Origin of the sequence: Mesorhizobium hawassense, from assembly GCF_003289945.1 — a bacterium.
Lineage (GTDB): Bacteria > Pseudomonadota > Alphaproteobacteria > Rhizobiales > Rhizobiaceae > Mesorhizobium > Mesorhizobium hawassense.
On sequence record NZ_QMBP01000008.1, the window covers coordinates 258,236 to 273,043 of the forward strand.

Below are 14,808 nucleotides of genomic sequence, written 5' to 3' on the forward strand. Positions count from 1 at the left end.
TGATCAGATCGGCTGAATCAAATCCTAAAGCAGTTGAATCAACCTCTCAGCGTCAGTGCGCCCGGCAGGATCTCGAACGTCGCCGGAATCCGGCCCGGCGACTCGCCGTCTATGTCCACCAGCGCCCAGTTCTTCTCCCCATCACCAAGCGGCTCGACCAGCACCTTGCGCCCGCGCAGGATGGTGATCGCCGGATGGTTGCGATGCCGGCCGCCATAGAGCAGGCGGATGTCCCTTATCAGGCCGAGCTTGCCCGCGGCGCGCAGGATGACGATGTCGAACTGACCGTCGGCGAGCTCGGCGTCCGGAGCGATCATCATGCCGCCGCCGAAGAATTTGCCGTTGGCCACCGCCACCAGCGCCATGCGCGCCTCGACCGGCTCGCCGTCGTCGACGGTGATCCTGACGTCCTGGAAGCGGTAGCGGACGAACTCCAGCACCGTGCGCCAGAAGAACAGCGCCTTGGCCGAGACCCTGCCCTTGCGCTTGTCGGCATTGACCGCGCGATCCGTCGCGCCGGACAGGCCGAGACTGGCGATGTTGATGAAATGGCGGCTGGCCAGCGCGCCGTGATCGTCGATGTAGCAGATGCGACCGGCGTCGATCTTGCGCGCGCTTGCCTCGGCGATGCGTGCCAGCACCGCGTCGGTCGCTTGCGGCAGGCCCAGGCCCCGTGCGAAGTCGATGCCGGTGCCACAGGGAAGCAGTCCCAAGGCGGTCGTCCGGCCGATCTCATGCTGCGCCTGCAGCAGGCCATCCGCCACCTCGCTGGTCGTGCCGTCGCCGCCCGCCGCGATCACCAGGTCGCATCCGCTGGCGGCAAGGTCGATCGCCAGCCGCTCGGCGTCGCCGCTGGCCTGCGTCTCGCGCAGATCGAAATCGCCGAAATGCTTCGTGATCGATCCGGCGATCTCCGCCCAATGCCGCTTGAGCTTGCCGCCGCCGGCTATCGGATTGAGAACCACCCCGACCTTCAAGCTGACCTCCCCCGAGGTAAGGCGCGCAAATGCGCGGCGGAGTCCGAGCCGGCGCCTAACGTCTTTTGCCGGCCCAAACTTCCTTTGCCGGCATTGAAACGCGGACCGGGCGGCGGAGCAAGGCTCCAATGTCCAACGGGCACAGAAAATCGGGCAGGCTGTCTAAGGGGTCCGGCCGGCGGATTCTCAGGCTTTTGCCATTGGTCCCCGATAATCCCGCTATCCACAGGCAGGCCGGCATTCCCCAGAGCCCTTACCCGGCGTACATTCAACCCATCTCAGGCGGCTACCGAACGCCCAGCCGAAAGGCAAAAGCGCAAGGCGGATTTCCTGAGGCCCGTACGGCCCGGAACGAAAGCAGGTTCGCCTGTTGGAGGGATGGATGCCGAGACCTACGGGTGCCGCGGAAAGCGTGCCAACGCCGACGGCGGACCGATGCTGCCATGAAGGCCGGTAAAAACCTTCGATGGCACGCTGGGCGAAGCCCGCAAGGGTGGAGATCGGCGTGGTCTGGAACGGGCGCTGCCCTCGGGTGGTGACTGGCAGGACCGTCAAAATCAAGGCTGGCCTGGCGCGACGACTTTACGGGAGTTGCAGCCTTGACCGGTTCTGATCTGACAGGGAGGCGCTGGGAGAGATCCCGGCGCCGACTGTCTTTTGGTGCATCGCAAAGCCCGCCAGTGCACCGCGGGTTCCCCTCGCCAGCAACCTGTTTCTGCCGGCGCTGGCCAAGGCCGGTGCCAAATTGGAACATGTCTACGCCGACGACTGAGGCATTTCGATCACAGTCGTGGGCCGGGCAACCTTCGGAAACGCCCCGTCATCCACATTTCACAATCGCGGCCAAATCCCGCCTTGTTCGGCGTGGATGGATGCGAGCGGGGTGGGGAAGCAATCTGGAGCAATTCCAGGAAAAGTGTCGGCGGTTTTCCGTCCGGAATTGCGTCGAAACAAGGAGATAGAGCGGTTCGCCGTTTCTGCGAAACGGTGAAGCGCTCTGGAAGGGACAAGACCGTGATCAAGACCGCCCTTGTCGCCATGACCATTGTCGGCTGCGACTGCGACGCCAAGCTGTGCGAATATATCGGCGAGACGCCGGCCAAATGGGCGACGATCGCCGACTGCGAGGCGGCGATGAAGAGCCAGATGCTGCATCAGCGCAATTTCAACTATCCGCTGGTTTCCGGCATCTGCCGCGTCAAGGGCTCGGCCTCGTCCTCCGAGCTTGCCGCGAAAGCTTCCAAGCCGGATCTGAAGCCCACGAACCGTGTCGTCGAAACCATCGCCCCGCTGCCGCCCGAGCTCGACCACCGCCCGAGCGCTCCGGTCGGCGCGACGGTGACGGCCAGCGAAACGGAAGCCGCGAAACCAGTCGCCTTCGACGGGTCGGTCGATGGCGGCAGCGCCGTGCTTTATCGCACCAAGGCAGGCTATGCCGTGGTCAAGACCGACCTCAGCCGCGCCGCCGGCGCGACGATGGATGCAGCCAAGCGCTCGGCAAGCTGGCTGGCCGGTCTGACCGGTCTCTGAGCTGGCCTGATCCTTGCCGCTTGGCGATGACGCAAGCTGGGCTTCGATTGAAAAAGCCGACACATTGCGGGAGGGTGGTGGGCAGGAAATCAATGGCCTTGGGAGGTGTCATGGTCTTTGCCGTTCGTATCGCACTATGCCTGCTGTTGGCGTTCGTTCCCCTGCATGCCCGGGCGGAAGGCGACGACAAAGTGATGATGATCGCCTCCGACGACGCCGAGATGGCGGCGGCGATCGCCAAGGCGCGATCCAGCCTGGATGAATTCCTGGCTTTGTCCGAGGTTCCGCCGCCGGGAACCGACAAGTACAAGCTGAAGGTGATGGTCGTCGATGGAGACGCGAGGGAGCACTTCTGGGTCATCCCCTTCAAGCGGACCGCAACCGGCTTCGCCGGCATATTGGCGAACGAGCCGGAAATCGTTCACAACGTCGTCCTCGGCCAGAATATCGAATTCACCAGGGACGACATTTCCGACTGGGGCTACACCAGGAACGGCCATCAGGTCGGCAGCTTCACCGTCTGCGTGATGCTCAAGAAGATGTCGCAGGAAGAGGCCGACTACATGCGCACCCAATACGGCTTCGACTGTTGAGCATTATTCAACCGCTTCGTCCCTGACGCCGATCTTGCGCACCAGCGCCGCCGTCGCCAGCATGGCGCCGAGATCCGTGATCATCGGCGCGACATGCGCGTTGTAGTCGATCGGCTGTGAAATATCCGGCAACTCGAAGAAGTTCTTCGAGCGTGGCATCAACAGAAAACCGTCGCTGCCGCTGAGCGCCACCCGCGCCTGGTCGTAGGGCCATGTCTCGTGGAGCCAGGTCAGCGCCTGAGCCATCCGCCCGGTGACCAGCGGCCGCGCTGCCTCGACATTGTCGGTGCGGAATTCATAGGTGGCGTCCAGGTCCTCGACGCCGGATGACAGCTCCTGCATCTCATTGGCGAACATGCCGCGGAAGAAATGCGCCACCTTGCCGGCCTTGCGCGCCGCGACCAGCGTTCCCGGGAACGGCTCGATGGTCTCGAAGGCGACGACGACGCCCTTGAAGGCAACCGTCTCGCTCTTGCCAGAGCCTTCCCAAAGCCTCGCCTCGTAAAGCTCGAACGGAAAATCCTCGTAGCGCCCGGAAACGATGTCGTCGAAGCTCTGCCGATTGAAAGCCCCGACCGTTTCGCGCGGTATCCTGTTGAAGGAGTTCGGCCGCACGCCGTGCTGGTAGCGCACGTCGCGCACGAAGCCGAAGATCATCGGCAGCAGCGTGTCGCGGAAGGATTGCTGCAGCCGTGTCGCCGGTCGCAGCGCCTGGAAATAGAGCAGCACCGCAGCGACCATGCCGCCGAGATAGAGAAACACATGCGGTGTCGAGAGCCATTGTTCGTGGGGATCCGCGGCGGCGTTGAACAGCCAGGCCACGAGCGCGACGAAGACGACGACAAGGCCCACGAACACAGGCACCCGCCAGCGCACCTGTCTCTGGGCTGACGCCCGCTTTGCCTCATAGGCCTCGATGTCGTGCCTGATGCCTGCGATGACCGCGTCGCTCGGCATGAAATCCGCTGCTTCCATAGCCACCCCCGGCCGCCGCTTAGATGCGGCTTATGATACCGGCTTTCGGCGGCTATGCAGTTTATAAATCCGAGGTCTTCTTAATGAAATAGCTCTGCGGCTTCGGGCTGCCGTCTGGTTCTCGCCAGCCAGCGAGTTGGAGGTCTGAGTGGGAATTGAACCCACTACGTCGGTTTTGCAGACCGATGCGTCACCGTCCCGCCCTCAGACCCGCGACGCATCTATGCTCAATCCATCAGCGCTTAGTCAACTGGACGGTGCTCGAATAGTCCTGGCCTGCTGACCCGGGAAGATCGCCTTCAAACGAGCCGTAACCCGTTCCCTCATCGTCCCATCGAGCGCCTCCACCGGCACCAGTCGCTCATGGCCGCCTGCGCGCAGCCGCACGAAGAAATGCATCCTGTAGGCGGCGATGTCACCGCGCGTGGCGGGATCGGCGCTGACGTCGACGACGAATATCGAGCCGATGCGCGCCGGCCATGGCAGCCTAGCAAAGGCAGTGCCGAGGAAATCGCCTAGACCATAGGCGACGAGGCTGTCGCCGATCCGCTTGACTGGCTGCACGACGTGGGCGTGATGGCCAACGATCAGCCGGACATCGCGACCGGCCAATGCTTTCGCCAACTCCCGTGTCGCCCGCCTCGGAAAATGCCGGAACTCCCAGTCCCAGTGAGGCACCGCGCAATGTAGGTCGATGCCGGAGGCAGCCTCGCGCGGCCATTCGGCGGCACGCATGGCGATGCGTTTTTCAAACGGCACGGCGGCGGTGTTGCGCCAGAGGGTGAAGGCAGCAAAGCCGACGGTCAGCGATCCGGCGGCATGAAGCTGGACCGGTCCGCCGGCCAGCGTGCCTATGGTGCGAATTCCGAGCCGGTTCAGCGCCGCGACTGTCTCCTCGAAACCGGCAATTCCCTGGTCGAGCACATGGTTGTTGGCCAGGGACAGCACGAGCCTGTCGCGCGCGATGCCGGCAGCCGCGAGCGCGTCCGCCAGGAAGCGCTCGCTCATCGCGTGGTGCGTGCCGAGCCATGTACCCATCATCGTGCGTGGACGCTCGACGATCGGGCTCTCGCAATTGCCGACCACGAGATCGGCGGCGGACAGCAGCGCGGCGATCGCCGGATCGCATTCCGGCGCATCGCGATTGGCGACCGCCGAAATGTCGCCGACGAACGCCAGCCGCACCGTCCGCATCGGCGGCGGGTCGATCAACGTCACCGCCGGCGCCGCAAGATCGCTTCTGTCGCCGCCAAGCGACGGTCTCAGCAGGCGAAGCAGCCACGACAGTTTATAGGCAAGGGGATAATTCGACACGCGCGCGTCCAGTTTCATCCTCTGTAGACTGTCTGCCCGGCCGGTTGAAGCCGGGCGTCATTGCCAAACCAGCCCGCCGATCGGCACCGGCTGGAGGACGCCATGCGCCAAATGCGTGTATGCTCTCGACATGACGCAGTGGAGGGCGATGATCATGATGCGTAGAGCGATCCTTGCAGCAGCCTTGTCTGCATTCCTGCCGGTGTCCTTCGCCTGGGCGGAGATGCCTGACGCAGCCAGAGCCATGTTCGAGGCCAGGAGCGTGACCGATCGGAGCGCGGCGCTGTCGACGCTCGAGGCGGCAGCGGCCAAGGACCCGGCATCGGCCTATGCCGCCGGCGCCGGCGAATTCTTCACCGCCCTGGAACTGCTCGCCGGCGGCCTGCATCGCCACGGTTTCGAAAGCCCGAAATCATTCATGCTGCCGCTGATGCAGTTGCCCGTGCCGGACAATCCCAACCCGCAGCCGCTGACCTACGAAGAATTCCGCGCCATACTGGTCGCCTTCCGCGACCGGCTGGAAAAATCCGCCGCGACGCTTGGCTCGGTGCCGAACGATGCCGATATCGGGATGGTAGTCGATCTCACCCGCGTCGGCATCGACCTCAACGAGGATGGCAACCTTGCGCCCGACGAAAGCGTCGCCGCGATCATGGCCTCGCTCGCCCACGGCAGCATCGACACCAGCAACGCCGCGCCTTCGCTCACTTTCCGCTTTGACCGCGCCGACGGTTTCTGGCTGCAAGGCTACGCCGAGTTCCTGATGGCGCAGGCCGATTTCTGGTTGGCGCATGATTTCAGGGCCATGTTCGACGGTTCCTTCCACATGTTGTTCCCGCGCGCGAGACTGCCGCTCCAGGATGCCCTGGTGCCGCCGGATGGCGGCATGAGCGGCAACATTTTCACTTCCGAATGGCGCTTCGCCGACTTCATCTCGCTCGTACATCTCGTCAACTGGCCGGTGGTCGAGCCGGAGCGCCGGCAGGCAGCGCGCCGCCATCTGCTGGAGATGATCCGGCTGTCGCGCGAGGACTGGAAAGCGATCCTGGCCGAAACCGACAATGACCGCGAGTGGCTGCCGGGACCGCGGCAGAAAGGCGCCAACCCCCTCACCGGCCTCGAGGTCGGTCAGGGGCAGGTAACGGCCTGGCTCGCCACGCTGACAATGGCCGAGGACCTTCTCGAGGGCCGCGTGCTGCTGCCGCACTACCGAATTACCGGCAAGGGCATCAACATCAAGCGCTTCTTCGACGAACCGAAACCTTTCGACCTCGTGCTGTCGATCACCGGCCCCGGTATCGCGCCTTATCTCGAAAGCGGCCGGATCCTGACCAGCGACGATTTCGACCAGATTCAGCGCGAGTTCGGCGGCGCCGGCTTCCTGACCTTTGCGCTGTGGTTCAATTGAGGCGAGGTGACGGTGCGACACCCCTCCTGACAGCCTTCTGTCAGCAGCGTCCGTGGGCGGCCAGCGCCGTTTCACTCCGCTCTTTCCATTTCGGCCGAGTCCTCCCATATTCGGGTCATGGCCAAACATCCTGACAAGAAGACGGCGCAAGATGGCGCGCCGAAGCGGCGCAATCCGTTGACCGAATTCCTCGACGCCGCTGAACCACTGAATCCCGGCGGCTTCGCCGAGGCGCCGCAGACCGACTTCACCGGCGCGCCGCTGACCGGTTCGATCGCCGATTGGGCCGGGCAGATCGAGCGCGAGGCGGAAAAGCAGCCGAAGGCAAAACCGTCGAAGAAGATACCCGAGCGCTCCGCCGCGCCTGGGCGCACGGCGCGCGGCACCTCCATGGGTGGCGCAGCCACGGCGCGCGAACGCACCGCGGCAGGCCTCAACCCGGTCGCCGGCCTCGACATCTCGCTGGAAGAAGCCGAGACGATGACGTCGAGCGGTGTGACCGCGACGGTCGCCGCTCTCTCCGCGCTGATCGAATCCGGCAATCCGCTGCATAAGGACGGCGTGCTGTGGACGCCGCACCGCCCTGCCCGCCCCGACAAATCCGAGGGCGGCATCGCCATCAAGATGGTGTCGGATTTCGAGCCCGCCGGCGACCAGCCGACCGCCATCAAGGATCTCGTCGAGGGCGTCGACAACAATGACCGCACCCAGGTGCTGCTCGGCGTCACCGGCTCGGGCAAGACCTTCACCATGGCCAAGGTGATCGAGGAGACGCAGCGCCCTGCCTTGATCCTGGCGCCCAACAAGACGCTGGCCGCGCAGCTCTATGCCGAGTTCAAGAAATTCTTCCCCGACAATGCGGTGGAGTATTTCGTCTCCTACTACGACTATTACCAGCCTGAAGCCTACGTCCCGCGCACCGATACGTTCATCGAGAAGGAATCCTCGATCAACGAACAGATCGACCGCATGCGCCATTCGGCGACGCGCTCGCTGCTGGAGCGCGACGACGTCATCATCGTCGCCTCGGTTTCCTGCATCTACGGTATCGGCTCGGTCGAGACCTATACGGCGATGACCTTCCAGATGCAGGTCGGCGACAGGCTCGACCAGCGCTCCCTGCTCGCCGACCTCGTCGCCCAGCAATATAAGCGCCAGGACATCAACTTCGTGCGCGGCTCGTTCCGTGTGCGTGGCGACACGATCGAGATCTTCCCCGCCCACCTGGAAGACCGCGCCTGGCGCATCTCGATGTTCGGCGACGAGATCGAACAGATCACCGAATTCGACCCGCTCACCGGCCAGAAGACCGGCGAGCTGAAAAGCGTCAAGATCTATGCCAACTCGCACTATGTGACGCCGCGCCCGACTTTGAATCAAGCCATCAAGTCGATCAAGGAAGAGCTCAAGCAGCGCCTGCAAGAGCTTGAAAAGGCTGGCCGTCTGCTGGAGGCACAACGTCTGGAGCAGCGCACACGCTTCGACCTGGAAATGCTTGAGGCCACCGGTTCCTGCGCTGGCATCGAGAACTATTCGCGCTATCTGACGGGGCGCCAGCCCGGCGATCCGCCGCCGACCTTGTTCGAATATATTCCCGACAACGCGCTGGTCTTCGTCGATGAAAGCCACGTCACCGTGCCGCAGATCGGCGGCATGTATCGCGGCGACTTCCGTCGCAAGGCGACGCTGGCCGAGTACGGCTTCCGCCTGCCTTCCTGCATGGACAACCGGCCGCTCCGCTTTGAGGAATGGGACGCCATGCGCCCGCTTTCGGTCGCGGTTTCGGCGACGCCCGGCGGCTGGGAGATGGAGCAGTCCGGCGGCGTCTTCGCCGAGCAGGTCATCCGCCCGACCGGGCTGATCGATCCGCCGGTCGAGGTGCGCCCGGCCAAGAGCCAGGTCGACGACGTCGTGGGCGAGATCCGCGACACCACCCGGGCCGGCTACCGCACTCTGGTCACGGTGCTGACCAAGCGCATGGCCGAGGACCTCACCGAATATCTGCATGAGAACGGCATCCGCGTCCGCTACATGCATTCCGACATCGACACGCTGGAGCGCATCGAGATCCTGCGCGACCTGCGCCTCGGCGCCTTCGACGTGCTGGTCGGCATCAACCTCTTGCGCGAAGGCCTCGACATCCCCGAATGCGGCTTCGTCGCCATTCTCGACGCCGACAAGGAAGGGTTCCTGCGTTCCGAAACCTCGCTGATCCAGACGATCGGCCGCGCCGCCCGCAACGTCGACGGCAAGGTCATCCTTTATGCCGACCAGATCACCGGCTCGATGGAGCGGGCGATGGCGGAGACCAACCGCCGCCGCGAGAAGCAGATGGAGTGGAACGCCGCCAACGGCATCACGCCGGAATCGGTCAAGTCGCGCATCGCCGACATCCTCGATTCCGTCTACGAGAAGGACCACGTCCGCGCCGACATCTCGCAATTCACCGACGATGCCGGAGCGATGATCGGCAACAATCTGAAAACCCATCTCGAGGCGCTGGACAAGCAGATGCGCGATGCCGCCGCCAATCTCGATTTCGAGAAGGCAGCGCGCGTCCGCGACGAGATCAAGCGGCTGCGCGAGATGGAACTTGCCATCTCCGACGATCCGCTGGCGCGCGAGGTGGAAGGACAAAGTCCAGCCTCGGGCCGCGAAAAAGGCAAGCACAACAAGGGCGTGGCCAAACATCGGACAGTCGAGGAACAGGAGCGGTTCCGCAAGCTCGATGAAGCCCGCGCCGCCGAAGAGGCGGCCAAGGCCGCACGGCCCAACATGTTCCGCAAGCCGCATCTCGACGAGATGGGCGCCGACGGCGCCGTGCCGGTGAAGAAGCCGCTCTTCGCCAAGCCGTCGATCGACGACATGGGTCCTGGTACGGACATGCCGACACCGGCCGGCGCGGTGTCACGCTCGCTGTTCAAGAAGCAGTCGGCGGCAGAGGCACACGGCTCCGATTTCGGCATTCCCGGCGACCGTACCAAGCCGCTGTTCCGCAAGAATTCGCTCGACGAGATGACGGTACGGCGGACGGAAAAACCGGTTGAAGGAAAGAAGCCAACAAAGCCGCAGCCAATCTCCCCCCCTGTGGGGGAGATGTCCGGCAGGACAGAGGGGGGCGCGAAGGAACGCGACGATTCCGATAAGCTGATCGTCCGCCAACGCGCAGGCATCGGCTCCTACGAAGACCCGGGCGACGAGCGCCGCCAAAAACGCAGGTCGAGCAAGACCGGGCGTCCAGGAAGGTAGCACACTGTTGCAGACGCTTTCGAACGGCGTCTAGACTGGCCCGATGATAGTCGTCCGCAGACTTCAGGAAGAGGAATTCAAGGCCTGTTTCGCTGAGCCGATGCAGAACGTCACCGCCACTGCGGAGGCTGCCGTCGACATATGGCCATATGTCGAGGCGCTGGACTTGGATGAGATTGGCCTGCCCTATTTGAACGACGTCCACAACGTCTATCGAGACGCGCTAAGCCGGTTCGATCAGGTTCTGATCGGCACCGGTCGCTTCAACACCCTTCTGGTCATCGTCGTCGACCTCGGCAAACGCTCCGTGTTCGGACATTTCCTGCTCGACTTGAACAAGGAATTTGGAACGACCGGTGGTCATCTGAAGTCCGTCTGACCAGTCACCGCTCCGTTGCGCCCCCTTGCCATCCGCCCCGCCCCCGGTGTACCCAGTTCTCCTACTCGAACGTCTTGGAAAGGAGGGCTGCGTGTTTATCGATCACCATCGTCAGCGTGGCCCGATTTGTGCCCTGCGAGCTTGCTTGCAGGGCTGACCAGGACGGTCCGGGTTTTCCCGTTTCGATTTTTTGGTCTGCCCTTCGTGGTGCGCTAGCCCGAGCATGAAGCCCGGCACGCGCACCGTCCGAGTGCATTGAGCCGGTGACCGGCAAGACCAGAGAAACCGACATGGCCCTGATCAGCCTCAAAACCCTCGGCGTCACCATGAGTGCGCCGCTGTTTTCCAACCTCGACCTCACCATCGCCGCCGGCGACCGCCTCGGCATCGTCGCGGCCAATGGCCGGGGCAAGTCCACCTTGCTCAAATGCCTGGCCGGCGAACTCGAACCCACCGCCGGCGACATCGCCCGGTCGCGCGGCCTGCGCGTCGGCCATGTCGAGCAATCCGTCCCCGAGGCGTTGCTCGATCGCAGCTTCCATGACGCCGTCGCCGATGCACTGCCAACCGAGCAGCACGACAGCGAGCTCTGGCGCGTCGACGTCGCGCTGGATTCGCTCGATGTGCCCGAGGAGATGCGCGGCCGGCCGATGCGCGCGCTCAGCGGCGGCTGGCAGCGGCTGGCGCTGATCGCGCGTGTCTGGGTTACCGATCCGGACGTGCTTCTGCTCGACGAACCGACCAACCATCTCGACCTCGCCAGGATCAGCCAGTTGGAAAGCTGGCTCAACGCGCTGCCGCGCGAGGTGCCGGTGATCGTCGCCAGCCACGACCGCGCCTTCCTCGACGCCACCACCAACCGCACGCTGTTCCTGCGCCCGGAAGAATCGCCGGTGTTCGCGCTGCCTTACTCGCGGGCCAGGCAGGCGCTGGACGAACTCGATGCCTCCACGGCGCGCAAATTCGAGCGCGACATGAAGGTCGCCCAGCAGTTGCGCAAGCAGGCCGCCAAGCTCAACAACATCGGCATCAATTCCGGCAGCGACCTTCTGACGGTGAAAACCAGGCAGCTCAAGAAACGGGCGGAAAGACTGGAGGATGCCGCCGTGCAGTCGCATCGCGAACGTTCGGCCGGCGCGATCAGGCTGGCGAACCGCGGCACCCACGCCAAGGTGTTGATCACGCTGGAAGACGCGTCGGTGGAGACGCCCGACGGCGCGCTGCTGTTCAGGACCGGCAAGCGCCACATCTGCCAGGACGATCGCATCGTGCTGCTCGGTCGCAACGGCGTCGGCAAGACGCGCTTCATCGCCATGATCCGCAACGCCATCGCCGAGCCTGGCTCGGCCGCGAATGTCAAGGTGACGCCGTCGACCGTGCTCGGTTACAGCGACCAGGCGCTGTCGGGCATCAGCGGCGACGACACGCCGTTGGCGGTGGTCTCGCGCCGGTTCGAGGTCGGCGAGCAGCGCGCCCGTTCGCTGCTCGCCGGCGCCGGCGTCGCCATCGAGATGCAGGAAAGGAAGATCGGCATGCTTTCCGGCGGCCAGAAGTCGCGGCTGATGATGCTCGTGCTCAGGCTCATCCATCCCAACTTCTATCTGCTCGACGAGCCGACCAACCATCTCGACATTGACGGCCAGGAGGCGCTGGAGACGGAACTGCTGAAGCAGCAGGCGAGCTGCCTGCTCGCCTCGCATGACCGCTCCTTCATCCGCGCCGTCGGCAACCGCTTCTGGCTGATCGAGAAGCGGCGGCTGACCGAAGTCGACGACCCGGAGGCGTTCTTCCGCTCGGTCGCCGAGGGACCGAATTGAGAATCGGCCAAACGTTTGGGCCGGCATTTCGAAGTAATGCCGGCCCCGCCACGTAGTATTGGGAAAACGACGATACTTTTCCGTCCGCTAAAAAAGGCGCATGCTGAGTTGCTCAACAATGGGAGGGACCGAGCCATGCGTGCAGTCGACCTCGTCAACAGTTTCTATGAACGATATGCAAACCGCGACATCCAAGGCGCGCTTGCCAATTGCGCCAACGATGTCGAGTTCCGTTGGGTCGCCGACCCGAAGCATTCGCACTACGCTGGTGTAACCCGCGGCAAGCAGGAATTCCTTGGGCGGCTCATGGCGCTGAACGACGACTTCGAATACCGGCGCTATGTTCCGATCGACATCATCCATAGCGGCGACAAGGTCGCGGCGCAGGTCGAGATTCATCTGACACGCCGCACCACCGGCCAGGAGGTCGTGATACGCACAGCCAATTTCTGGACGATACGCGGCGGCCAGATCGTCGAGGCGGTGGAATACTACGACACGGCGCTGGCCGCATCGGTGCTTCAAAAATAATTCGGCGATCTGTCGGATCGCCAAATGCCACTCCGTCCTTGGGATGCCGACACGATGATGCCGGCATCAACCAGGGAGAACCACTATGTCGGTACTGTCATCCATCGGCCGCCTTGCGAACCGGTACGCCGCGGCGCGCGCCCGTCATCGCAGCGAGCGCATCCTGCTGTCGCTTCCGGCCGAGTTGCGCAAGGACATCGGCTTTCCGGAGATTTTCGAAACGCGGGAAAGCCGCCGCGCCGCCACCTTCTCGGCGAAAGTCATATAAAGTCGCGCTTTCAACGCGATTGCTTGCCGGTCGCACGGACTGTCCGGGCCAGGCACTTCAAAAAAAATTCGAGAGGCATGTAGGATCGCCGCCGCTTCATCCGTCCTTTGGCTCGCAAGCCGGATCAACCCGTGAAGAGGAACACGCGAATGAACGACCAGACCCCGCCCCGCGCCAAGGTTCTTGGCGGATTGACCCCTTATCTGCAGGTCGACGGCGCTACCAAGGCCGCCCAATTCTACAAGAAGGCTTTCGGCGCGGAGGAAGTGTTCGCCTATCCGCCGGACGAGCAGGGCCGCACCATGCACATCCATCTCCACATCAACGGCTCGACGCTGATGCTGTGCGACGCCTATCCCGAACACGGCCACCCGCATCAGGCGGCGCAGGGCTACACGTTGCAGCTCCATCTCGACAACGACGCCATCGATGCCTGGTGGCAGCGCGCGGTCGATGCCGGCTGCGAAGTCGTCACGCCGCTGCAGGTGATGTTCTGGGGCGACCGCTGGGGTCAAGTGAACGATCCCTTCGGCGTCGCCTGGGCGATGAATGCGTCTGTGAAGTGAATTTCCCAGCGCAATTCCAGGAAAAGTGTGAGCGGTTTTCCGCCCGGAATTGCATCGAAAACAAAGATATAGAGCAGACGTCGCCCCAAGGGATGACGCGCTCACCCGCGCCGGGTCGTTCCCCCGCCGACCCGGCGCTCGTTTTTCAACAAAGGAGTTTCATCATGTCCTATGTCGACGGTTTCGTGATTGCCGTGCCGAAGGCAAGCCTCGACGACTACAAGAAGCTGGCCAACACCGCGGGCCCCATCTGGATGGAGCACGGTGCGCTTTCCTATGTCGAATGCATCGGCGACGACGTGCCCTATGGCGAGCTGACCTCGTTCCCGCGCGCCGTGCAGGCGAAGGACGACGAGATCGTCATCTTCGCCTGGGTCGTCTACGAGTCCAGACAGAGCCGCGATGCGGTCATGGCCAAGGTGATGGCCGATGCGCGTCTAAAGATGGACTGGTCCGCCATGCCGTTCGACGGCAAGCGCATGATCTTCGGCGGCTTCCAGCCGTTCGTGGAGCTTTAGGCGCGTGCCGACCCCAACGGCGAGACCCGAACTCGTCTTTATTTCCCAAGAAGGACCGATGGATGCGCAAGCTGATCGTATTCAACAGCATATCGCTCGACGGCTATTTTACCGACGGGCACGGCGGCATGGACTGGGTGCATAGCCAGGATCCGGAATGGAACGCTTTCGTGGCCGACAATGCCAAGGGCGGAGGCATGCTGGTGCTCGGCCGCGTTACCTACGACCTGATGATCCAGTTCTGGCCGACGCCGCTGGCCGCGCAGATCGCACCGGTGGTGGCGGAACGCATGAACGCCATGCCCAAGGTCGTGTTTTCCCGAACGCTCGACACGGCAAGTTGGAAAAACACCGAGTTGGTCAAAAGCGGAGCGGCGGCGAAGCTTCGACACCTGAAGCAGCGGCCGGGCAATCACATGACGATCCTGGGGAGCGGCAATCTCGTCGCTCAATTGGGCCGAGGAGAACCTGATCGACGAATACCAGTTCGTCATCGTTCCGGTCATGCTTGGCGCCGGCAGGACGATGTTCGAGGGCATCGGCAACCGGCTCAATGTGAAGCTGGCCCGGTCACAGGCCTTCGGCAACGGCAACGTCTTCCTGCGCTACGAGCAGAAGGCGCGGGCCGCCTGATGCATCCAAGGGGTCCGGACGACGTTCAACCGACGTCATCCTGATCCGGC

At 63.6% G+C, this 14,808-nt stretch carries 14 protein-coding genes and 1 tRNA gene; 11 read left to right on the forward strand and 4 right to left on the reverse strand.

Annotated features, from left to right (window positions below):
• Window positions 1-38: 38 nt before the first annotated feature.
• On the reverse strand, window positions 39-977 hold the full coding sequence (locus tag DPM33_RS18570; RefSeq protein ID WP_112098888.1) for a diacylglycerol/lipid kinase family protein: 939 nt from the start codon (window positions 975-977) through the stop codon (window positions 39-41).
• Window positions 978-1,991: 1,014 nt separating this feature from the next.
• On the opposite strand from DPM33_RS18570, the gene DPM33_RS18575 reads away from it, so the two are divergent.
• Entirely contained in the window at window positions 1,992-2,507 is a 516-nt protein-coding gene (locus tag DPM33_RS18575; RefSeq protein ID WP_112098938.1) for a hypothetical protein, read from the forward strand.
• Window positions 2,508-2,617: 110 nt separating this feature from the next.
• Complete coding sequence (locus tag DPM33_RS18580) at window positions 2,618-3,100, forward strand: YegJ family protein (protein WP_112098889.1); 483 nt, start codon at window positions 2,618-2,620, stop codon at window positions 3,098-3,100.
• 3 nt (window positions 3,101-3,103) lie between these two features.
• Here the strand turns inward: DPM33_RS18580 and DPM33_RS18585 are convergent, their stop codons facing one another.
• The 3 genes from DPM33_RS18585 to DPM33_RS18595 all read right to left on the reverse strand — a co-directional run bounded on the left by DPM33_RS18585 (window position 3,104) and on the right by DPM33_RS18595 (window position 5,389).
• Entirely contained in the window at window positions 3,104-4,057 is a 954-nt protein-coding gene (locus DPM33_RS18585; RefSeq protein WP_245442219.1) for a DUF3137 domain-containing protein, read from the reverse strand.
• 155 nt (window positions 4,058-4,212) lie between these two features.
• Window positions 4,213-4,286: transfer RNA gene (locus DPM33_RS18590), tRNA-Cys, on the reverse strand.
• Window positions 4,287-4,321: 35 nt separating this feature from the next.
• The gene (locus tag DPM33_RS18595; protein WP_112098939.1) at window positions 4,322-5,389 is read right to left on the reverse strand and encodes a CapA family protein; all 1,068 of its coding nucleotides are present in this window, start codon (window positions 5,387-5,389) and stop codon (window positions 4,322-4,324) included.
• A gap of 154 nt (window positions 5,390-5,543) precedes the next feature.
• Here DPM33_RS18595 and DPM33_RS18600 point away from each other — a divergent pair, with 154 nt between their 5' ends.
• From DPM33_RS18600 to DPM33_RS37770, 9 genes are all read left to right on the forward strand, one after another.
• Window positions 5,544-6,797: a hypothetical protein gene (locus DPM33_RS18600; RefSeq protein WP_112098940.1), complete on the forward strand. Its 1,254-nt coding sequence runs from the start codon at window positions 5,544-5,546 to the stop codon at window positions 6,795-6,797.
• A gap of 117 nt (window positions 6,798-6,914) precedes the next feature.
• Window positions 6,915-10,046, forward strand: coding sequence for an excinuclease ABC subunit UvrB (uvrB, locus tag DPM33_RS18605; RefSeq protein ID WP_112098891.1), 3,132 nt, complete (start codon window positions 6,915-6,917; stop codon window positions 10,044-10,046).
• A 43-nt stretch (window positions 10,047-10,089) separates the two neighbouring features.
• Window positions 10,090-10,425: a hypothetical protein gene (locus DPM33_RS18610; RefSeq protein WP_112098892.1), complete on the forward strand. Its 336-nt coding sequence runs from the start codon at window positions 10,090-10,092 to the stop codon at window positions 10,423-10,425.
• 290 nt (window positions 10,426-10,715) lie between these two features.
• The gene (locus tag DPM33_RS18615; RefSeq protein WP_112098941.1) at window positions 10,716-12,242 is read left to right on the forward strand and encodes an ABC-F family ATP-binding cassette domain-containing protein; all 1,527 of its coding nucleotides are present in this window, start codon (window positions 10,716-10,718) and stop codon (window positions 12,240-12,242) included.
• Between the two features lie 135 nt (window positions 12,243-12,377).
• Window positions 12,378-12,773 (forward strand): nuclear transport factor 2 family protein, encoded by a 396-nt coding sequence (locus DPM33_RS18620; RefSeq protein WP_112098893.1) that lies wholly within the window; start codon window positions 12,378-12,380, stop codon window positions 12,771-12,773.
• 85 nt (window positions 12,774-12,858) lie between these two features.
• Entirely contained in the window at window positions 12,859-13,041 is a 183-nt protein-coding gene (locus tag DPM33_RS18625) for a hypothetical protein (protein ID WP_041012788.1), read from the forward strand.
• A gap of 149 nt (window positions 13,042-13,190) precedes the next feature.
• Window positions 13,191-13,607, forward strand: a complete 417-nt coding sequence (locus tag DPM33_RS18630; RefSeq protein WP_112098894.1) for a VOC family protein — start codon at window positions 13,191-13,193, stop codon at window positions 13,605-13,607.
• A gap of 164 nt (window positions 13,608-13,771) precedes the next feature.
• On the forward strand, window positions 13,772-14,125 hold the full coding sequence (locus tag DPM33_RS18635; RefSeq protein WP_112098895.1) for a DUF1428 domain-containing protein: 354 nt from the start codon (window positions 13,772-13,774) through the stop codon (window positions 14,123-14,125).
• Window positions 14,126-14,187: 62 nt separating this feature from the next.
• A complete protein-coding gene (locus tag DPM33_RS37770; protein WP_425373536.1) occupies window positions 14,188-14,802 on the forward strand; it encodes a dihydrofolate reductase family protein in 615 nt (204 codons plus the stop codon).
• Window positions 14,803-14,808: the final 6 nt, after the last annotated feature.